Source organism: Cryobacterium sp. PAMC25264 (assembly GCF_019443325.1).
In the GTDB taxonomy this organism is placed as follows: Bacteria; Actinomycetota; Actinomycetes; order Actinomycetales; family Microbacteriaceae; genus Cryobacterium.
Genome location: NZ_CP080383.1, coordinates 1048182 through 1067344 on the forward strand (window position 1 = coordinate 1048182; position 19163 = coordinate 1067344).

At 69.2% G+C, this 19163-nt stretch carries 23 protein-coding genes; 18 read left to right on the forward strand and 5 right to left on the reverse strand.

From position 1 onward, the window contains the following. Positions 1-68 precede the first annotated feature (68 nt). Complete coding sequence (locus KY500_RS04780; protein ID WP_219902555.1) at positions 69-695, forward strand: PadR family transcriptional regulator; 627 nt, start codon at positions 69-71, stop codon at positions 693-695. A 169-nt stretch (positions 696-864) separates the two neighbouring features. Here the strand turns inward: KY500_RS04780 and KY500_RS04785 are convergent, their stop codons facing one another. After that, entirely contained in the window at positions 865-1164 is a 300-nt protein-coding gene (locus KY500_RS04785) for a hypothetical protein (protein WP_219902556.1), read from the reverse strand. A gap of 229 nt (positions 1165-1393) precedes the next feature. Between KY500_RS04785 and KY500_RS19165 the strand changes: the two genes are divergently transcribed. From KY500_RS19165 to KY500_RS04805, 4 genes are all read left to right on the forward strand, one after another. Beyond that, positions 1394-2251 carry a hypothetical protein gene (locus KY500_RS19165; RefSeq protein WP_255579793.1) on the forward strand — a complete coding sequence of 286 codons (858 nt, stop codon included), beginning with the start codon at positions 1394-1396 and terminating at the stop codon, positions 2249-2251. Positions 2252-2389: 138 nt separating this feature from the next. Further along, entirely contained in the window at positions 2390-2851 is a 462-nt protein-coding gene (locus tag KY500_RS04795) for an isoprenylcysteine carboxylmethyltransferase family protein (RefSeq protein WP_219902557.1), read from the forward strand. A 40-nt stretch (positions 2852-2891) separates the two neighbouring features. After that, the gene (locus tag KY500_RS04800; protein WP_219902558.1) at positions 2892-3890 is read left to right on the forward strand and encodes an LLM class flavin-dependent oxidoreductase; all 999 of its coding nucleotides are present in this window, start codon (positions 2892-2894) and stop codon (positions 3888-3890) included. 52 nt (positions 3891-3942) lie between these two features. Next, on the forward strand, positions 3943-4302 hold the full coding sequence (locus KY500_RS04805; RefSeq protein ID WP_219902559.1) for an MmcQ/YjbR family DNA-binding protein: 360 nt from the start codon (positions 3943-3945) through the stop codon (positions 4300-4302). On the opposite strand, the gene KY500_RS04810 is transcribed toward KY500_RS04805, so the two are convergent. The 3 genes from KY500_RS04810 to KY500_RS04815 form a co-directional block, all read right to left on the reverse strand. Continuing rightward, positions 4303-5271, reverse strand: coding sequence for an MFS transporter (locus KY500_RS04810; RefSeq protein WP_255579794.1), 969 nt, complete (start codon positions 5269-5271; stop codon positions 4303-4305). It abuts the gene before it with no gap. After that, positions 5259-5525, reverse strand: a complete 267-nt coding sequence (locus KY500_RS19170; RefSeq protein WP_255579795.1) for an MFS transporter — start codon at positions 5523-5525, stop codon at positions 5259-5261. The genes KY500_RS04810 and KY500_RS19170 overlap by 13 nt, the downstream gene beginning before the upstream one ends. A 61-nt stretch (positions 5526-5586) precedes the next feature. Further along, complete coding sequence (locus KY500_RS04815) at positions 5587-6642, reverse strand: LacI family DNA-binding transcriptional regulator (protein WP_255579796.1); 1056 nt, start codon at positions 6640-6642, stop codon at positions 5587-5589. A gap of 341 nt (positions 6643-6983) precedes the next feature. Here KY500_RS04815 and KY500_RS04820 point away from each other — a divergent pair, with 341 nt between their 5' ends. The 13 genes from KY500_RS04820 (at position 6984) to KY500_RS04870 (ending at position 18255) form a co-directional block, all read left to right on the forward strand. After that, complete coding sequence (locus KY500_RS04820; RefSeq protein ID WP_219902560.1) at positions 6984-8078, forward strand: ABC transporter substrate-binding protein; 1095 nt, start codon at positions 6984-6986, stop codon at positions 8076-8078. After that, complete coding sequence (locus KY500_RS04825) at positions 7967-8296, forward strand: hypothetical protein (RefSeq protein WP_219902561.1); 330 nt, start codon at positions 7967-7969, stop codon at positions 8294-8296. The genes KY500_RS04820 and KY500_RS04825 overlap by 112 nt, the downstream gene beginning before the upstream one ends. 2 nt (positions 8297-8298) lie before the next feature. After that, entirely contained in the window at positions 8299-9255 is a 957-nt protein-coding gene (locus KY500_RS04830; RefSeq protein ID WP_219902562.1) for a carbohydrate ABC transporter permease, read from the forward strand. Further along, a complete protein-coding gene (locus KY500_RS04835; RefSeq protein WP_219902563.1) occupies positions 9252-10178 on the forward strand; it encodes a carbohydrate ABC transporter permease in 927 nt (308 codons plus the stop codon). Before KY500_RS04830 ends, KY500_RS04835 begins: the two co-directional genes overlap by 4 nt. 46 nt (positions 10179-10224) lie before the next feature. Next, positions 10225-11034, forward strand: coding sequence for an SDR family NAD(P)-dependent oxidoreductase (locus KY500_RS04840; protein ID WP_255579797.1), 810 nt, complete (start codon positions 10225-10227; stop codon positions 11032-11034). A gap of 5 nt (positions 11035-11039) precedes the next feature. Continuing rightward, positions 11040-12929 (forward strand): heparinase II/III family protein, encoded by a 1890-nt coding sequence (locus KY500_RS04845; RefSeq protein ID WP_219902564.1) that lies wholly within the window; start codon positions 11040-11042, stop codon positions 12927-12929. After that, complete coding sequence (locus tag KY500_RS04850; RefSeq protein WP_219902565.1) at positions 12926-14944, forward strand: DUF4962 domain-containing protein; 2019 nt, start codon at positions 12926-12928, stop codon at positions 14942-14944. Before KY500_RS04845 ends, KY500_RS04850 begins: the two co-directional genes overlap by 4 nt. Beyond that, positions 14941-15606: a DUF624 domain-containing protein gene (locus KY500_RS04855; RefSeq protein ID WP_219902566.1), complete on the forward strand. Its 666-nt coding sequence runs from the start codon at positions 14941-14943 to the stop codon at positions 15604-15606. Before KY500_RS04850 ends, KY500_RS04855 begins: the two co-directional genes overlap by 4 nt. Positions 15607-15617: 11 nt before the next feature. Then, positions 15618-15782 (forward strand): hypothetical protein, encoded by a 165-nt coding sequence (locus KY500_RS19175; RefSeq protein ID WP_255579798.1) that lies wholly within the window; start codon positions 15618-15620, stop codon positions 15780-15782. After that, entirely contained in the window at positions 15764-16303 is a 540-nt protein-coding gene (locus KY500_RS04860; RefSeq protein ID WP_255579799.1) for a bifunctional 4-hydroxy-2-oxoglutarate aldolase/2-dehydro-3-deoxy-phosphogluconate aldolase, read from the forward strand. The genes KY500_RS19175 and KY500_RS04860 overlap by 19 nt, the downstream gene beginning before the upstream one ends. Then, positions 16300-16578, forward strand: a complete 279-nt coding sequence (locus KY500_RS19180; RefSeq protein WP_255579800.1) for a PfkB family carbohydrate kinase — start codon at positions 16300-16302, stop codon at positions 16576-16578. The genes KY500_RS04860 and KY500_RS19180 overlap by 4 nt, the downstream gene beginning before the upstream one ends. Next, complete coding sequence (locus tag KY500_RS04865; protein WP_255579801.1) at positions 16578-17273, forward strand: sugar kinase; 696 nt, start codon at positions 16578-16580, stop codon at positions 17271-17273. Before KY500_RS19180 ends, KY500_RS04865 begins: the two co-directional genes overlap by 1 nt. A gap of 67 nt (positions 17274-17340) precedes the next feature. After that, complete coding sequence (locus KY500_RS04870) at positions 17341-18255, forward strand: DUF4862 family protein (RefSeq protein WP_219902567.1); 915 nt, start codon at positions 17341-17343, stop codon at positions 18253-18255. A gap of 127 nt (positions 18256-18382) precedes the next feature. Here KY500_RS04870 and KY500_RS04875 read toward each other — a convergent pair whose 3' ends face one another. After that, the gene (locus KY500_RS04875) at positions 18383-19045 is read right to left on the reverse strand and encodes a histidine phosphatase family protein (RefSeq protein WP_219902568.1); all 663 of its coding nucleotides are present in this window, start codon (positions 19043-19045) and stop codon (positions 18383-18385) included. Between the last annotated feature and the right edge of the window lie 118 nt (positions 19046-19163).

The window sequence follows — 19163 nt, forward strand, 5'->3', positions numbered from 1 at the left end:
AATATCGTGGAAATCCCACGAGAAGTCTTCGTCGACAGGCGATGACTACGTGAAAGGACGATGCGAGCATGAAGCGCTTCCACCAAACAGACAATCCAGGGTTCGGGTCATCGGAGTTCACTCCCGACCTGCACCGGGCCCATCATGACTCTCCCCAGGAGCGGGGCAGGGGTTTCGGCCGTGGCTTCGGTCCGGGCGGACCGGGTTTCGGCGGCTTCGGCCCCGGCTTCGGTCCCGGCGGCCCGCGCGGATCCCGTCGCGCCAACCGCGGCGATGTCCGCTCCGCCATCCTGTCGCTCCTGGCCGATGGTCCATCGAATGGCTACGGTCTTATCCGTGCCATCGAGGAGAAGACCGGCGGCGCGTGGCGCCCCAGCCCGGGCTCCATCTACCCGACGCTGCAGCAACTCGTCGACGAGGAACTCATCGCGCCGACCGGTGACGGCCGGCGCACCGATTACGAGCTCACCGAGGCTGGGCTTGCCTACCTCGCTGAGCACGCCGACGATCTGAAGAAGGCCTGGGACGCTACTCCCGGGCAGTCCGATGCCGATGCCGCCTTCCACGAGAGCGTCGGCAAACTGTTCGGGGTCGTGCACCAGTTCCGTGCCTCGGCTACGGATGCCCAGCGTGCCGCCGCGACGGCCAAGCTCGATGAGGTGCGCCGAGCGCTTTACCTGATCCTCGCGGGCTGACGAGCCGGGCGGCCCGGGCCGGTTTCCGGCCCGGGCCGCCGGGGGAGCGGCGCCGGCGGCCCTGCCTCCGATCGAGGATTTTCTCGGCGTCGGCGGCGGGGGCCGGCTGCAACTGAGCACTCTGCTCGTGCCGTCTCTGGTGCTGCACTCGACGGAGGCCAGGACCGGGTTATTCCTGCTCCGGCCCGTCGCCGAGTCGACCCTGCCGGACGTTCGTGACCGCCTTCAGGCGAAGTGACACAGCGGATTTTCGCAAGGGAGTAGCGGCAATCGCCGAAATGATTCCACAAACTTTATGCATCTGAATTGAATGGCGGCGGCCGATATCGGGTGTGAACGCCGCGGAGAATTCCGGTTTGACCAGGGCTTGAGAAGACTTCCAGCCCGGCGACGCTGGCGCAAGAGGGTGCGTCACATTCGGAGGACCTTGTTGGCAAAAGGTGAGCATCCGTCCAGAAACGTCCTGCATGGTAGTCACTTCGCCCGGGCGAGTCCCGCCCGAGAGCCGCCGGACCAGAATCGCTTCGGCGCCCCAGCATCCGCGATTCACCTTGTGAAAGTCATACGTAACCTTGAGATTCCCCTTTACCCGAAACCCAGCTTCCCGTCCCGCCGCCTCCGCGACATCCCTCGGAGCCACCTACACCGACCTGGTCGGACGGGGTGAGGCCCGAGCGGCGAAGAGCCACCGGACCCGGGTGACGCGTCGCTCCGCCGCCGCGGTCGCCGTGCTGTCAATCGGTGCGATGGTCGGCACCGGTCTGGTTCTTGAGCCGGCCATGGCCGCCCAGAATGACCGGGTCGCCGAGACCGCCGCACTCACCGCCAGCACCGGCCGGCACGCCGAACAGCTCAGCGCCTACAGCAACATCGTCAACGCTCACGCCGAAAAGGCCGCCGAAGGCACCCTCGCCGGCGCGAACGGGGTGATCTCGGCCGCGCAGAACAAGGTCGACGCCACCAAGCTCGCCACCAACGTCGCGATGCTCAGCAACTACCAGCAGCTGGCGCCCGAGCGCATCTACGATCTCGTCGACGCGACCAACGCCGAGGTCGCTCCCGTGCAGGCCGCCACTGCCGAGGCCGACCGCGTCGCCGCCGAGCAGGCCGCAGCTGCGCAGGCTGCCGCCGAGCAGGCCGCCGCGCAGAAGGCGGCCGAAGCCAAGGCGGCTCAGGCCGCCCAGGCGGCTCAGTCGGCCCAGGCCGCACCGAAGGCCAGCAGCGCGCCGGCGCCGTCGGCTCCCACCAACCCGAGCGGGGCTCAGGCCATCGCCCGCGACATGATGGCGTCCAAGTACGGTTGGGGTTCCGACCAGTTCGCCTGCCTCGTCAGCCTGTGGAACAAGGAATCCGGCTGGAACGTGAACGCGTATAACGCCTCGAGCGGAGCCACCGGCATCCCACAGGCGCTGCCCGGCAGCAAGATGGCTTCGGCCGGCTCCGACTGGGCCACCAACCCAGCGACCCAGATCTTGTGGGGCCTCGGCTACATCTCGGGCAGCTACGGCACGCCGTGCGCCGCCTGGTCGAAGTCCGAGTCGGTGGGCTGGTACTAAACGCTGCTCTGACGCACTGAACCACCGGCCGGTCGGCCGGCATCGGGAAACCGGTGCCGACCGGCCGGTCTCTGTATCCGGCCGGTCCATTCGAACCGACCACACGCGCAGGATGGCAGGCGGGCGTACTCTCGGGGCATGAAACGTGCGCTTGCGTTCGCTCTGGTCGTCGTTCAGATACTGCTGCTCGCCTGGCTGCTGGTATTGCCGCACGGCATACTGTGGCCCGTGAACGGCTTTGTCATTGCCACGTCGGTCGCCCTCGTGGCGATCGGTGTGACGCTGGCCGTGCAGGGATCCACCTCTCTCGGCCCGGCGATGACCGCCAGCCCGATCCCGCGCGACAACGCTCCGCTGGCTACGACCGGGGTGTACGGGGTGGTGCGCAACCCGATCTACACCGGGCTCATGACGGCCGGTCTCGGGTTGACCGTGATCGGGTCATCCGCCCTGCACGTGGTGGTATGGCTCGCCCTGATCGGACTGTTCTCCGGAAAGGCCCGGTGGGAGGAGCGGATGCTCGTGATCGAACATCCGGACTACTCCGAATACGCGGCAAGAGTCGGCCGTTTTCTGCCCGGCGTGGGACGAATTCGGTGAGCCGGGTAAGGATTCGGGCGGCAAAACCGTTACCTCCACCATGACGACACCGCTTTCCATTCTCGACCTTGCCCCCATCGCTCCCGGCCAGACCATTCGGGAGAGCTTCGCGGCCAGTGTCGCGCTCGCCCAGACCGCCGAGAAGAACGGGTACGAGCGGGTCTGGTACGCCGAGCACCACAACATGCCCACCATCGCGTCCTCCGCGACGAGCGTGCTCATCGGGCATGTGGCCTCGCAGACGTCCACCATCCGCCTGGGCTCCGGCGGCGTCATGCTGCCCAACCACTCTCCGCTGACCATCGCCGAGCAGTACGGCACCCTCGCCGAGCTCTATCCCGATCGCATCGACCTGGGCCTGGGCCGCGCGCCCGGCAGCGACCAGACCACGGCGCGGGCCATGCGCCGGGACCCGCGTGCATCCGACCAGTTCCCGCAGGACGTGATGGAGCTGGGCGCCTACCTCCGCGACGAATCGATCATCCCGGGCGTGCGCGCCGTGCCGGGCGCGGGAACCAACGTTCCCCTGTACATCCTCGGCTCGTCCCTCTTCGGCGCCGGCCTGGCCGCGGCGCTCGGCCTGCCCTACGCTTTCGCGTCGCACTTCGCCCCCGACTCACTCTTCGAGGCCATCGCCACCTACCGCCGCGATTTCACGCCGTCGGCGCAGCTGGCCGAGCCGTACCTGATGGTGGCCGCGAACGTGATCGCGGCCGACGACGCGGCGGATGCGACCGAGCAGTTTACGCTCATGCGCCGCTCACGGGTGCGCAGCATGATCTCCCGCGGACCGGCGACGCCGGACTACTCCGACGAGCAGATCGACGCGTTCCTCACCACCACGGAAGGACGCCGCCTCGCCGACATGATGCGCTACTCCGCCGTGGGCACCCCCGCCGATGTGCGGACGTTCCTCGACGACCTCGTCGCATCCACCGGGGCCGACGAACTTATCCTGGCCCACGCCTCGCAGCAGATCGGCGACCGGCTGCGCTCCGTCGAGCTGACCGCAGGGGCCATGGCCGGCGCCCTGGCCTGAGGCGCCGCGGGCGGGGTACGACCGGCACGGCAGAGTCGGTAAAGTGCAAGGCATGACCACGGATGCCCTCGTCGAGTTCTGCCTGAGCCTGCCGCAGGTCACCGAGACGTTCCCATTCGGCGACGAGACCAGCGTCTTCAAGACCAGCGGCAACGGCAAGATCTTCGCGCTCAGCGCCCTGGACGGCGAGCCTTTCGCGGTGTCGCTCAAGTGCGACCCCGAGGAGGGCCGGGCGCTGCGGGAGGAGTTCCCCGCGCACATCACCCCGGGCTACCACCTGAACAAGAAGCACTGGATCACCATCGTGCTCGACGGCTTCGTGCCCGACGAACTCGTGGAGAACCTGCTGCGCGACAGTCACGCGCTGGTGCGCCCGAAGGTGCCGCGGGCGCCCCGGGGGAGTGCTGGCTAGTCACCGCCGCCGGATCCGCCAGCGGCCGGGACGCCCGCCGCGCCAGTCCCAGGTCAGTTGATGGCGTCTGGCGAGCACGATTGCGATCGTGACGGCCGCTGTGGCCGGCACGAGGCCGGAGACCAGCATGCCGGTCTGCGCGCCGTAGTGTTCGATCAGCCATCCCATCAGCGGGCTGCCCAGAGCCTGGCCGCCGAGCAGAACCAGTACGTAGACCGACATGACCCTGCCGCGGATGAGCACGTTCGAAGAGAGCTGGACGAGCGGGTTGCAGGCCATGAAGAAGAACTGATTGGCCATGCCGGAGGCCACGAGCACCACGCCGAAAGCCAGCTGGGTGGGCATGAGTCCCAGCGAGGCCTGGATGAGCGCCCACACCCCGCCGCAGAAGATGACGGTGCGGAGCCGGATGGTGACCCGCCTGGTCGACGCCAATGCCCCGGCCAGGGCGCCAACGGCCACCAGGCTGTTGAACAGCCCGTAGCCGCCCGCCCCTGCGGCGAAAACGTCACCGGCGAACGCGACGAGTAACACAGGCATATTGAGGGCGAAGACCGAGAGGAACGACATCATCACGAGCGGCCAGAGGATGGTGGGGGTGGCGACGACGTACCGCAGTCCCTCACGCAGCTGACCCTTGCTGCGGGGCGTCGGCGGCTTCCGATGCAACGCCATGGTGTCCAGCAGCACGAGCGCAAGCACCGTGACCAGGCAGGCGATCCCATTGATCGCAAACGACCAGCCCGCACCCACGGCCACGATCAGCAGGCCGCTGACCGCCGGACCCACCAGCCCGCCCAGCTGGAACGCCGAGGAATTGACCGTGATGGCGTTCCGCAGGAACTGCGGGCCCACCATCTCGTTGACGAACACCTGCCGGGTGGGGTTGTCGATGACCGTGACGAGCCCGAGCACGAAGGCGATCACCCATACCTGCCACACCTCGACGACACCGCTCAGGGTGAGCACGGCGAGGTGAGGCTGAGCACGGATGCGGCGGACTGCGTCATCAGCAGCAGCATCCGTTTGGAGTAGCGGTCGACGACGACCCCGCCGAGGAGGCCGAATAGAAGCATCGGGGTGAACTGCATGGCCACGGTCACACCGACGGCCGCGACGCTGTCCGTCAGCTGCAGCACCAGCCAGCCCTGGGCGATGCGCTGCATCCAGGTGGCGGTCATGGCGATCACGTTGGAGATCGTGAACAACCTGAAGTTGGGCACGGTGAGGGAATCCAGTGTGATTCCCCACCGACGGCGGCCGGGTGGCGGGGGAGGAGGGGTGCTAGTCGACAGGCGGTGCCGCCGTCGATCCGCGCACGATCAGCTCGGGTCGCAGCAACACCGACCGGCCCGGTTCACCGGTGGCCAGTCCGTGGTGAGAGACGATCTCGGCGATGGCCAGCTGGGCCATCTGGTCGATGGGCTGGCGCACCGTCGTGAGCGGCGGGTCGTAGAGATCGGCCAGGATGATGTCGTCGAAGCCGACCACTGACACGTCGAGGCCGACCTGGAGACCGAGGTCTCGCAGGCCGCGGCAGACGCCGAGGGCGGTCATGTCGTTGATGGCCACCACGCCGGTCGGAGGGTTGGCGGCGGCAAAGATCTCGTGCGCAGCGCGGCGTCCCACATCGGCCGCTTCGACATCACCGAAGGGCGCCTCGTCAGCGCCGGCCCAAAGGGTCATATCCGCCACGGCGAGGCCGGCGGCCTCGATGGCCGAGCAGAACCCCTCATACCGCCCGGTGCGGTTGACGGAACGGAGCGAGCCGGAGACGAAGGTGAGATTCTGGTGGCCGAGACTCGTGAGGTGGGACGCGGCCAGGTGGCCGCCCACCACGTTGTTGATGCTGATGCTCACCACGGTGGACGGGTCGTCGGCCTGGGTGGGCCGGTCGAACGTGACCAGGCGGAGCCCCTGCTCGATGATGTGGGCCAGGTGTTTCAACGACGGCAGTGAGGTGCACAGCACGATCTCCCGCACGCCGTCGTCCCACAGCTCCTCGACATAGCGGCGTTCCCGGTCAGGGTCGCGCTCGCTGTTGCAGAGCAGCACGTTGTAGCCCTCGGCGAGAGCGGCATGCTCGAGTTCCCGGGCGAATGCGCCCCAGAACGGATTGCCCACCGACGGCACGATGAGACCGACGGTGCGGGTTCGGCCCGTTCGCAACTCGCGTGCCGCCCGGTTCGGCCGGTAGCCGAGCTGGCTGATCGCCTCGGTGATGCGGTCCCGCGTGGCGGGCAGCATGCGACCTGAGCGACCGTTCAGCAGGTTGGACACCGTGCTCGCCGAGACGCCGGCCGCCCGTGCAACCTGCTGGATCGTAACCTTCTCCATCATTGTCCGTTCACGTGGCGTCGGTCGAAGTGTTGGGTGATTCCAGCAGTGTAACGATCTACCGGCAGGTTGGCAATGTGCGGCCCGTGCGTTATCGCCCTCGACCGATTGGTCCCGGTCTGGCAGGGGCAGGGAGTGCTTGACGAAACGAAAAGCGGCGGTTATGGTCGGTAAATCGTTGCACCAGTTTGACAGGCCAGAGCCACGAGCTTGGCCCCGAAACTGTACGACGACGACGAAGACGTCTGAGTTTGCGGCAGCGTCGCCACCAACTACTCACTCCCCGTGAAGGGAAAATGCTCATGAACTTTCGGACAGCACGAACGACTTCCACGAGACAGGCTGTGACAGCCAACGGCACCAGCCGGCGCCACCTGGCCCTGCGGTACACCGCCCTCGGCACTGCAACCGTTCTGACCCTGGCCCTCTCGGCCTGTTCGGCCGACGAGGGATCGGCGAGCGAAGACTCCGACGCGGTCAGCGGCGACATCACGCTGCTCACGCCCATCTATGAAGGGGCAGCCGGCCAACGCCTGCTCGAGGACGAACTCCTTCCTCAGTTCTACGAGCAGTACCCCGATGTGAACGTCACCGTCGACTACACCAACTTCGCCCGGCTGAATGAAAAGCTCACCACCGGGGTCGTCTCCGGGCTGGTACCCGACGTCATGATGATGGGCGTCGGCTGGGTCGAGGCCTTCGCCGACAAGGGTGTGTTGGCCAACCTGTCCGAGTCCGGCATCAGCGTCTCCGACCTCGAGAAGTCGACCACCCCGGAGATCGTTCAGGCCGGCGTTTGGGACGGCGATGTCTACGGCGTGCCAATCATGCTCGACGCCCGCTTCGGCGTCGCCCGGATGGACCTGTTGCGCGAAGCCGGCTACGACGCCCCGCCCAGTACCTGGGCCGAACTTGTGGAGATGGCCGAGGCCCTCACGGTGCGCTCGGACAGCGGCTCCCTCGAACGGGCCGGCTTCGACATGCTGTCACTGGACGCCCGCCAGATGTACGAGACCATGCTCTTCTCGTCGGGCGGCACGCTCTTCAACGACGACAACACCGAGCCGGCGTTCAACTCCGCCGCGGGAGTGGAAGCGCTGGAGTCCGTGGTCGACCTCATCCACACCAGCAAGGTGGAGGACACCGGGTTCTCCTCGACCAAGGAGACCGTCAACCCGCTGATCAACGGCCGGGCCGCGATGGGCATCGCGCACAACAACCTCTGGACCCAGACCCTGGAGGCCGCCCCGGAGCTGCTGCCCGAGCTTGAACCCTTCCTGATCCCCGGCGACGCGCCGGGCATGTTCGTCGGGGCACCCTGGCCACGATGTCGAAGGGCTCCGAGCACCCGGCGGCAGCCCAGGCCCTGCTCGAATTCCTGGCCAGCCCCGGACCGGCACTGGCCGCGAACGAACAGCGCGGCAACATCCCGGCCCTGACCGAACTGCTCGACAGCGAGTACGCGCAGGGCAACCGTCTGGTGCAGTTCTCGATGGAGAACCTCGACGTGGCCAAGCGCGAGGGCGGACCGAGCGAATGGCTCGGCCTGCGCGGCGAGATCGCGCCGGCCATCGAATCCGCGCTGCTGGCGCAGAAAACTCCGAAGCAGGCCCTGGACGACCTCGCCGACCTGTTCACCTCAAAGATGGGCGGTTGACCATGAGCGCACCCACGCGCCCCGCCCCAGCGACCCGACTCGTTCCCCCGCCCCGGGTCCTGACGAACACAACACGGCGGCCCGAGCGGTCACGGTCCCAGCGCAAGCTGAGCCGGGCCGGCTGGCTGATGGTGACGCCCGCCGTCGCCCACATCGGGCTCTGGACCGCACTGCCGGTGCTGGCGACCTTCGCCCTGAGCCTGACCGACTACAACATCTTTGACGCACCACGCTGGATCGGGATCGACAACTACATCCAGATCTGGAACGACCCCACGTTCCGCCTGGCCACCTGGAACACCGTCGTCTATACCTTCTGGACGGTGCCTGTGTCGATGGCGATCGCCATGGTCATCGCCGTGGCGCTCAACCAGAACCTCTGGCTGCGCACCTGGTACCGCACCGCGTTCTTCCTACCGCAGGTCACCGCCACCGTCGCCATCGCCATGGTCTGGCTGTGGATCTACAACCCGCAGCAGGGACTCCTCAACGCGGCGCTGTCCGTCATCGGCATTCCCGGCCAGGCCTGGCTGGCCAACCCGGACTGGTCGCTCTGGGCGGTGATCCTGGTCGGGGCCTGGCAGGGCATCGGCATCAAGATGCTCATCTATATAGCCGCCCTGCAGAACGTGGACAACAGCCTCTACGAAGCGGCATCCGTGGACGGAGCCTCCGTGGTGCGCAAGTTCTTCGCCATCACCCTTCCGATGCTCAAGCCGGCCACGTTCTTCGTGCTCGTTATCTCGATCATCGGAGCCTTCCAGGTGTTCGACCAGATCTACGTCCTCACCGACGGCGGCCCGGCGAACGCGACGACCATGATGACCTACGAGGTCTACCGGTCCGCCTTCCAGAACTTCCAGATGGGCCTCGCCTCGGCGCAGTCCGTGTGCCTGTTCGCCTTCCTGCTCGTGATGACCCTGATCAGCCGACGTGCGACCCGAGGTGATGACGAATGACCACCACACGGATGCAGCCGGGCACGACGCCGGCAGCGGCCCCGAGGCCGCGCACCAAACGGCGACGGCCGTGGAAGGGCAAGCTGCTGCTCAACGTGATCCTCAGCCTCGGCGCCTTCACCATGATCATCCCGTTCCTCTGGATGATCGCCACCTCGTTGAAGTCACCCGCCGAACTGGCCCAGTTCCCGCCGACACTGCTGCCGCAGGTCTGGCAGTGGAGCAACTACAGCGAGGCCCTGCAGGCCGCCCCGTTCCACCTGTACTTCCGCAACAGCTTCCTGATCTCGGCCGGCCACACCATCATCACCCTGGTGCTGGGCTCGATGGCCGGGTACGCGCTGGCCCGCGTCCCGTTCCGCGGGCGGGAGTGGGTGTTCATGGGCTTCGTCGCGATGCTGATGATCCCCACATACACCAAGATCGTGCCGCAGTTCCTGCTGGTGAAGTTCATGCCCCTCTTCGGCGGCAACGACATCTTCGGCCAGGGCGGCACGGGCTGGCTGAACACCTGGTGGGCGCTCATCATCCCCGGCGGCCTCAGCGCCACGGCGATCTTCCTGTTCCGGCAGTTCTACCTCTCTCTGCCACGCGAACTCGAAGAGGCCGCCCGGCTCGACGGCCTGAACGAGTTCCGCATCTACGCCCAGATCTATACGCCGCTGATCAAGCCGGCCCTGGCCACCGTGGCCCTGCTCACGTTCCAGGAGAGCTGGAACAACTTCCTCTGGCCGCTGCTGGTCACCACCAGGGACGACCTCCGGGTGATCCAGGTCGGGTTGGCGGTCTTCCAACAGCTCGACAGCACCTCGTGGCACTACCTCATGGCCGGTACCACTCTGGCCACCGTGCCCATGGTCGTGCTGTTCCTCTTCTGCCAGAAGTACTTCATCCAGGGATTCACCCATGCCGGCATCAAATAATCCGGCATCCGGAACAACACCACTACACCCCACCAAAGGACTCAACATGCCGAACGACACCGCACTCCTGACCCCCACTCCGCTCGGCGGCCTGCAGCTCGACCTCACCGGCCGACGCGCCCTGGTGACCGGCGGCGGCAGCGGCATCGGCGCCGCCATCGCCCGTGCCCTCGGCGCTCGGGGCGCCGATGTCGCCGTGCACTACGCGAACAGCAAGGACGGCGCTGAGGCCGTCGCCGGCGAGCTGATCGGAGCGGGGCGGCGCGCCATCGCCATAGGCGGCGACCTCACCGACCCGGCCCAGGCATCCGCCGTGGTGGCCGCCGCGGCCGCGCACCTGGGCGGTATCGACATCGTGGTGAACAACGCCGGCCACCTCGTTGGACGATCCACCGTGGCCGAGATGTCCGACGAACACTGGGCGAGCGTGCTCTCGGTGAACGTCTCGAGCAGCTTCTACGTCACCCGCGCCGCCGTGCCGTATCTAGCCGAATCGGCCGCGGGCCGTGTGGTGCTGATGTCGTCGTTGGCCGGGGAGAACGGCGGCGGCGCCGGGTCGGTGGCCTACGCCACCGCCAAGGCCGCCGTCGTGGGGTTCGCCCGCGGCCTGGCCAAGGAACTCGCCGCCGACGCGATCACCGTCAACGCCCTTGCCCCCGGTTTCATCGAGGACACGGCCTTCCACAACACCTTCACCCCGACGGCCGCGCAGCAGAACATCGTCGCCGGCCTGCCGCTGCGACGCCCGGGGACGGTCGACGATGTCGCCGGCGCCGTGCTTTACCTGGCCTCGGACCTCTCGTCGTTCGTCACCGGTCAAGTGATCGACATCAACGGCGGGGCGAACTTCCGGTGACCGGCGTGCAGCACGCCAGGGGCGGGTGGTGGCACGACTACGTCTGCCCCACGCACGGCACCGAACTGGAACCCCGCTCCGGCGACGCCTACCCGTGCCGGTACGGCTGCCGGCTCACCGGCGAACCGTTCGCCTCGGCCTGGACCGTCTACACGCATCAGGCCGGGGCCCGCCGGGCCCGGCTGCTCGCTCACCGGCACACCAGCGCCCGGGCTCGCGGAGTCGTCGACACCGCTGACCGGAACGAGGCCGTGCACATCGTGACGGAGTTCGCCGAGGTCTACGCCGACATCGCCGCGGCCGGCTGGAGCACCCAGAGCGAACCGTGGATGCTGCGCGGCAAGCTCTTCGCCCAGGCCCTGACCGAGGCGATCTGGGCGGTGCAACTGGCGGATGCCGTGGCCGAACTGGCCACCGACGATGTGGCCAGGCCTGCCCTCGGCGCCCCGGTGGTGAGCCTGCTGACCGGGCTACTGGCCACGATCACGTCGGCCCGGCAGACCCTGGTGGTGGACAAGAACGACCCGACCAGCAACTACGTGGCCTGGATCGACGCCGCCGGAACCACCCTGAACCGGGCTCTGCTGGCCCTCGGTCATGTCGATGACGGCCAAGACTGGGTCGCCCGCACCGTCCAACACGCCAGGCTCGCCATCGGCGCCGACGGCTGGGAGTGGGAGGGATCCACCTACTATCACCTGTTCGTGCTGCGGGCCTACCTGCTTGCGCTCCGCGGCACCGAGCCGGCCGCGCTTCACGCCGACGCCTTCGAACGGCTCGCCGACATGGTGAGGGTGCTGGCCGACCTGGCCGCACCGGACGGTACCCTGCCGATGCTGCACGACGGACCGTACGACCGGGTGCCCGCCCACCTCGAGGTGCTCGAGGTATGCGTGCTGGCCCGCCAGCTCTGGGCAGATTCCCCGCTCGACGCGGTAGAAGCGGCGGCCCGCCGGTCGCTCGGGGACGCCCACGACGGACTCGAAGACCTGCTCACCGGCTGGTTCGGCGGCCCGGCGCTGCCCGCGCCCACCCGCGGGGCGACACCGGCCGGGCCGCGGCCATCCGCGCTCTTCGCGAACGCCGGCTACGCGGTGCTCCGCGACCCGGGTGACACCTGGCAGGCCGTACTCGACGCCGGTCCGCACGGTGGTTCGCACGGACACCTCGACAAGCTCGGCCTCTACTTCTACGGCACCGGGGTGGCCTGGCAGCCCGCACCGGGGGTGCCGCCGTACGCCAGCACTCTGCGCCGCGGCTACTACGCCCGCACCCTGGCGCACCCCACCGTGCGGGTCGACGATCTCGACCAGCTACCCACGACGGGCCAGTTGGAAGACTTCTCGGCAACCCGCGTCGTGGCCAGCGCCGGCGACGCCATCGCCGGGGTCTTCCTGCGGCGCGAGCTCGTGATGACCGACGACTACCTACTCGACATCGTGCACGCGGTCGTGGACGACCCCACCGGCGACACCGACACCCCCCGCGACACCAACGCCACCGGCGGGCGCCGGATCACCCTCGCCCTCCGGCCGGCGGTGCCCCTCACGGTCACGGCTGAGGGCGGCGCCTGGCGCACCACCTGGGCGGCCAGCCGACACGGCGACCCGACGCAGGCGGAGCCCGGCGCCGCCGAGCTGCACGGCTTCCACCGGGCCACGGCGCCGGCGGTGTTGCTGGCCGCACCCGGCCGGGGGCCCTCCGATGACCCGGCCCGCACCCTCACCATCGCCGACTGGACCGTCACGGGACACGAGGCCTGGTTCGTCTCGGTCTACGCGCCCGGCACCGCCGTCGTGCGCGACGTGGTTCTGCACTTTGGCGCGGCCGGCCTCACCATTGTCACGGTCCTCCTCGCCGACGAACGCTCCACCGACCACCGGGTGACCCGATGAGCGCCGCACCGACCACCGTCGTGAGCCGGCCGCTGCTGCTCGCCGGGCACGAAGACCGGTTGCGCGCCGAGATCCTCACGGTGAAGGCCGCACAGTTCCGCCGGCTGCTCGACGAGTGCGAACGGTACCGGGCCCTGCCGCTTGCGCCGGCGCATCCGGATGCGTCGATCACCTACCTCGGTGCCGCCGCTGCCAACCTGGCGCTGGCCTACCGGCTGACCGGTCAGGAGCACTACCTCACCGAGCTGCGACGCTGGCTCGACGTGGCCGTGGGCTACCCGCACTGGGGTAAGGCGCACCTGCCCGACCACGACCTCGACGCGGGCTGGCTGCTGCACGGCCTCGGCCTGGCGTATTCCTGGGCGGGCGACGCCCTGCCGGAACCCGAACGGGCCCGGCTGCGGGACAAGCTCATCCTGCAGGGCAGCCGGCTGCACGAGTTCGCGGTTGCCTCCGAGGGCGGCTGGTGGACCTCGTCGTACTGGCAGAACCACAACTGGATCTGCTTCGCCGGCCTGGCCACGGCCGCATATGCCGTCGTGGCCGAGCATCCGGACGCTCGGGCCTGGTCCGACCTGGCCAAGGCCAACTTCGACACCGTGCTCGATATGCTGCCCGACGACGGCTCGAACAACGAAGGTGTCGTGTACTGGCGCTACGGTGTGCCGTGGCTGGTGAGCTACCTCGATGTGCTGCGCTCCGCGGAGGGAACCGACTGGTTCGCCCGCAGCGCGTACCTGAGGGGAACCTTCTGGTACCGGCTCTACCAGGCCGCGCCGGACCTCGAACGCATCGTCAACCACGGCGACTGCCACGACCGGCGCAGCGGCCACTCCGTCGCCCTGTATTACAAGCTGGCCGCCGAATACGGCATCGGGCAGGCCCAGTGGTTGGCGCGCCAGGTGGCCGACGGATTCTTCTGGCGGGAGGCCTACGAGAGCGGCGTCCGGCCCGGTGTGTGCGCCGAGGCCTACCAGGAACTGCTCTGGTTCGACCCGACCGTGGCCGAGGCCGACCCGCAGAGCCTGCCGACCAGCCGGTTCTTCCCCGACCTTGGACTCGTCGTGGGGCGCACCTCCTGGCAGCCGGATGCGACGCTCGTTTCCGTGAAGGCGGCCCCCGGCGGAGGTCACACGGCCTGGACCGCCTCGGCGAAGCTCGACCGCGAACACGGCTGGACCACCCTCAACGCCGGCCACCAACACCCGGACGCCGGCAGTTTCGTGATCCTCGGGCACGGCTCCTATCTCGCCATCGACGAGGGCTACTCGAGCCGCAAACGCACCGCGCACCACAACGGGGTGCTCGTGGACGGTCACGGCTTCGTCAACGAAGACCGCTACCACGTGTTCGAGAACCTGGACCGGCAGCACACCGCCGAGGTCCTGACCACCACCCTCGACGGCGGCTGGGTGCACTCCGTGAGCGAGATCGGCGCGATGTACGACCCCGCCCTCGGCGTGCAGCGGCTGCGCCGGCATCTGGTGATGTCACCGGCGGGAACTGTCTTCACCGTCGACGAGTGCGTGGCGCGCGACCCGAGCGCCTTCACGTGGTTACTGCAGACCGACAACCCGCCCGCGGCGCACGGCGACGGCCGCTATCTCGCCCAGGCGGGCAGCGGATGCCTGCTCGTCACGCTGCTGGAACCGGTCGACGTCCACACCGACGTCATCACGAGCACGGTGCAGGCCAACCCGACCTCGTCGACGCCCGCGTTGGCGATCATTACCGAGCAGCACACCCTGCGCCGCACGACCGGACCCGTCACGGCCACGGTCTTCGTCACCATTCTCGAGCCGCGCGCCTGGAACGAAACCGAGGCCGGGGTCGCGACCGCGAACATCCACGGCCGGACGGTGCACCTGGCCCTCGGCCGGGCCGGGCGCCAGGAACACGTCGCCCTGCACCTCGACGGGCAGGCCATCGACCTGGCCGCCGCTGCCGGCGCGGCTGAGGTGCGCGGGGCGGGATTCGCCGCCCGAACCGGCCCCGACGAGATGGGCACCCCATGACCGCCGCAACCCGACTGCCACGTAACCGGCCTGCCCCGCCCGCCGCCCGCGGCTGGGAGCAGCGGCTGCTGGCCGCCATGGCCTACCCGGCGAACCTCGCGCTCGTGGGAGTGGCCGCGCTCATCCTGGCCCTGCCGGTGGTGACCATCCTGCCCGCGTCGGTGGCGGCGGCGCGCGCCCTGCGCCTCTGGCTGCAGGACGGAGAGACCGCGGTGTTCACCGCCACCTTCCGTGAGTTCGGCGCCACCTGGCGGCGCACCCTGCCGCTGGGCGTCGCCAGCGTCGCCGTGGTGCTGCTTCTCCTGGTCGACAGCGTCTTCCTCGGCCAGCAGCTCAGCGCGGCCGGCGCAGGGGCGAGCCCGGTGGCGCTGGTCCTGGCCGCAGCCACGGTGCCCGTCGCCCTGGCCGTGACCCTGCTGTTGCTGGCCCTGCCGGTGGCCGCGGCCCGAAGCCGCGATGGCACCCGGCGCCAGTGGCTGCTGGAAGCGGGATACCTGATCGCCCGCCGGCCCGTGCAGGCGCTGCTCATGCTCGCGATCGTCGTGGCCTTCGTCCTCACCTGCTATCTACTGCCCACCCTGGTGCCGTTCTTCGGCCTCTCCCTGCCCGTCTACCTCGCCCTCGTCATGCTGGGCCGGGACACGGGCGGCACACCCTCATGACCGGAGCACCCGTGAAACTGACCTCCACCGCGCCCGCAGTATCAGTCGAGCGGCGCACCCCCTCGGACCTGCTTCGGCAGAACCCGCTGATCGCCGTGCTGCGCGCGGCGCGCGCCACCGACTATGACCGCGTCGTGGAGGTGCTTGCCGACGCCGGGTGCGCTCCATCGAGCTAACCCTCAGCACGCCGGGCACCTTCGAACACCTGCCCGCCCTGCACGCGAGCCTGGGCGAACGGGTCGAGATCGGCATCGGCACCATCGTGTCCGCCGACCAGGCCCGCCGTGCCATCGATGCCGGAGCCGACTACCTGGTCACCCCAGTCGTCGACCTCGAGGTCATCAACGTGGCCGTTGGCGCCGGAACCCCGATCTACGCGGGCGGTCTCACCCCGACCGAGCTCTATTTGGCCTGGGCCGCCGGCGTCACCGCAGTCAAGATCTTCCCGGCCCAGACCGTGGGCAGCGCCTACGCCGCGCACCTGCGGGGCCCATTCCCCGACCTGCAATTCCTGCCGTCGGGCGGGGTGGGACTGGCCGACGTGCCCGCCTGGCTGCGAGCCGGGGCCGTCGCCGTGAGCCTCGGCGGCCCGCTGCTCGGTGACGCCCTCGACGGCGGGTCCCTTGTCGCGTTGGCCGACCGGGCCCGGCGTACCGTGGACGTCGTGCGGGAGACCCGCGACGGCGGTCGGTCATGAGCGGCGTTCGCGCCGGCGGTGTGGTCACCCTCGGCGAGACCATGGCGCTGATGAGTTCGGACACCTGGGGACCGCTGCAGCACAGTCGCGCCATGACCATGGGCATCGGCGGATCGGAGAGCAATGTCGCCATAGCCCTCCGCCGTCTTGGTGTGGACGTGACCTGGATCGGCCGGGTCGGCGAGGACTCGCTCGGCGACCTGGTGGCTCGCGAGATCGGCGCGGAGGGCGTGTCGGTGCGCGCGATCCGGGACCCGGACGCGCAGACGGCGTGATGATCAAGGAACGGCGCACCAGCCGGCAGACCCGGGTCTGGTACTACCGCAGCGGCAGCGCCGGATCCCGGCTCTGCCCGGCTGACATCGACCCGGTCACCATCCGGTCGGCGGCGCTGCTGCACGTGACCGGGATCACCCCGGCCCTGTCGGCGTCCGCCGCCGACGCCACCTTCACCGCGGTGACCCTGGCCAGGGACGCCGGTGTGCCGGTGTCGTTCGACCTGAACTACCGCAGCAAACTCTGGTCGGCCGCCGACGCTCGTGAGGTCTACCGCCGGCTCATCCCACTCGCCGACCTGGTCTTCGCCGGCGATGGCGAGGCCGAGATCGCGCTCGGTGACGGCACATCCGCCCTGGGCGGGAGCGGGATGACCCTGGCGCACCGTCTGGTCGGCGCCGGCGCCGGGCAATCGATTGTCAAGCTCGGCGAGCACGGTGCCGTCGCCGTGGTCGACGGGGTGGAATACCGGCGATCGGCCATCGCGGTCGACCCGCTGGATACCGTCGGAGCCGGTGACGGCTTCGTGGCAGGTTTCCTGGCCGAGTACCTGTCTGGGGTGAGCGTGGCAGACTGCCTCACCACCGCCGTGACCGTGGGCGCGTACGCCTGCCTGGTGCCCGGAGACTGGGAGGGCATGCCCCGCCGTAGCGAACTGGCCACCCTGGCCGCGACCGAACCGGTCTCACGGTGAGCGACAGCGCCGGGCCCGGCGCCGGACTCATCGTCGGCGCCTACGCCAGTTCACCCACCGCGCACCGGTGGGCCCGGCGGTCGAGAGCAGCTATCTCGGCGGGCTGGCCGAGATCGCCGGCATCCGCGGCCTCGAGCTGCCGTGGCTGGGTAGCCTGCACCCCCACGACGAGCCGGGGCTGCTGGCGGCCCTGCCGGCCCGATGGCAGGTGGTGCTCACCTCGGTCGGCTACACCGTCGCCGCGGTGGCCCGGGACCCCCGACACGGCTTGGCCTCTGAGGATGCCGAGGGCCGACGCGCCGCGGTGGCGAATGTGGCCGCCATGCTCGCCGGTGCACGCCGTCTCAACGACTCCGCCGGCAACGCCGTGGTCATTGCCATTGAGCTGCAGGCCGGCCCCGGGCCGCACCCGACGTCGTCGGCGGGCGCGGACGCCCTGGCCGCCTCGCTAGCCGAGATCGGCGCGTGGGAGTGGGAGGGCGCCGCGGTGCTACTCGAGCACTGTGACGCCCGAGTGCCCGGCCAGTCGCACGCCAAGGGGTTCCTGCCGCTCGGCGACGAGATCGCCGCCATCCGGATGTCGGGTGTCGATGCGGGCGTGGTCGTGAACTGGGGACGGTCGGCGATCGAACTGCGCTCATCCTCCCGGGTCCTCGAACACGTGCAAGCGGCACGGGACGCCGGAGTGTTGCGCGGGCTGATGTTTTCCGGCGTCGCCGATCGGCCGAGCGCCTACGGCGAGGCCTGGGCGGATGCCCATCTGCCCTTCTCTCCGTATCCCGGGGCGGCCGACCCCGCGGCGTATACCGAACCGGCGTCGCTGCTCACCGTGCCGCTGGCCCACAGCGCCCTCACGGAGGCCGGCGGGCTGCTCTACTCCGGGATCAAGTTCGCGTGGCGGCCCGCCGACGCGTCGGTCGGGGGCCGGGTGGAGATGATCCGGCGCAGCGTCGGACTGCTCACCGCGGCTCCGGCATCCTGATTCCGCAGTCTCTGGCTGCGCGGCCCGAGCGACGGCTGTTTGTCAGGACAAAGGCCGGACAAAAGGACGCAATGTCCAATTCCGTCCTTCCAAACGCACTATTTCCCGACTCCGAGGTGCTTCTGGCTCAGGACGCGTCGAGCGCCTCGCCGGTGGGGTCGACCGCATCCGCGTCGACCAGCGGCATGCCGCCCAGCGGCACGCCGGCCCACGACAGCAGCGTCCAGCCCTCGTCCGGGGAGCCGGACAGCTCGACAACGCCGGTGTTATCCAGGTCGTGCAGCCCGGCGAACATCGGCGGCACGTTGGTGGACCGGGCGGCGGCCCAGACCCGGATCGCCGCACCGTGGCTGAACACGGCCGCCGTAGCCCCGCTCGCCGCGGCCACGGCGATGTCGGCGTCGAACCGGGCGAAGAAGGCATGGCCATCCGTGCCGCCCGGCATGCCCACATCGAGGTTGCCGGCGCCCCAGGCGAACACTGTCTCCATATAGGTGCGGATGGAAGCGTGGTCGCTGCGCCGTTCGAGGGTGCCGGCCTCGATCTCGTGCAGGCCATCGGCCACCTGGATGTCGAGGCCACGGTCGACGGCGAGCGGCCGGGCCGTGAGCTGGGTGCGGTGCAGCGTGGACGCGAAAATGGTGTCGATCGAGTCGAACCGGAGGGCGTCGGGAATGACAGCGGCCTGACGCTCACCGAGCTCGGTGAGTCCCGGGCCCGGGTGAGCGGTGTCGAGCTGCCCGAGCACATTGGCGGGAGTCTGGCCGTGACGGATCAGGAGAAGTCGCATGGTCCATCCAGCATAGGCACCGTGTCTCCGCAGGAACAGTCGGTGGACCCGAGCGTCTGCTGAGTGCCCTCCTCCCGGCGGATGGCCCGTTCCCGTTGCGCTGCGGTGCCGCCGAGTT

Coding starts and splice junctions, on each gene's coding strand:
- KY500_RS04805 (WP_219902559.1), top strand. CDS start 3,943: ATGACCACGGATGCCCTCGTCGAGTTCTGCCTGAGCCTGCCGCAGGTC.
- KY500_RS04840 (WP_255579797.1), top strand. CDS start 10,225: ATGCCGAACGACACCGCACTCCTGACCCCCACTCCGCTCGGCGGCCTG.
- KY500_RS04850 (WP_219902565.1), top strand. CDS start 12,926: ATGAGCGCCGCACCGACCACCGTCGTGAGCCGGCCGCTGCTGCTCGCC.
- KY500_RS04800 (WP_219902558.1), top strand. CDS start 2,892: ATGACGACACCGCTTTCCATTCTCGACCTTGCCCCCATCGCTCCCGGC.
- KY500_RS04875 (WP_219902568.1), bottom strand. CDS start 19,045: ATGCGACTTCTCCTGATCCGTCACGGCCAGACTCCCGCCAATGTGCTC.
- KY500_RS04795 (WP_219902557.1), top strand. CDS start 2,390: ATGAAACGTGCGCTTGCGTTCGCTCTGGTCGTCGTTCAGATACTGCTG.
- KY500_RS19180 (WP_255579800.1), top strand. CDS start 16,300: ATGAGCGGCGTTCGCGCCGGCGGTGTGGTCACCCTCGGCGAGACCATG.
- KY500_RS04815 (WP_255579796.1), bottom strand. CDS start 6,642: ATGATGGAGAAGGTTACGATCCAGCAGGTTGCACGGGCGGCCGGCGTC.
- KY500_RS04785 (WP_219902556.1), bottom strand. CDS start 1,164: ATGCAGGACGTTTCTGGACGGATGCTCACCTTTTGCCAACAAGGTCCT.
- KY500_RS04830 (WP_219902562.1), top strand. CDS start 8,299: ATGAGCGCACCCACGCGCCCCGCCCCAGCGACCCGACTCGTTCCCCCG.
- KY500_RS04855 (WP_219902566.1), top strand. CDS start 14,941: ATGACCGCCGCAACCCGACTGCCACGTAACCGGCCTGCCCCGCCCGCC.
- KY500_RS04780 (WP_219902555.1), top strand. CDS start 69: ATGAAGCGCTTCCACCAAACAGACAATCCAGGGTTCGGGTCATCGGAG.
- KY500_RS04835 (WP_219902563.1), top strand. CDS start 9,252: ATGACCACCACACGGATGCAGCCGGGCACGACGCCGGCAGCGGCCCCG.
- KY500_RS04825 (WP_219902561.1), top strand. CDS start 7,967: ATGTCGAAGGGCTCCGAGCACCCGGCGGCAGCCCAGGCCCTGCTCGAA.
- KY500_RS04865 (WP_255579801.1), top strand. CDS start 16,578: ATGATCAAGGAACGGCGCACCAGCCGGCAGACCCGGGTCTGGTACTAC.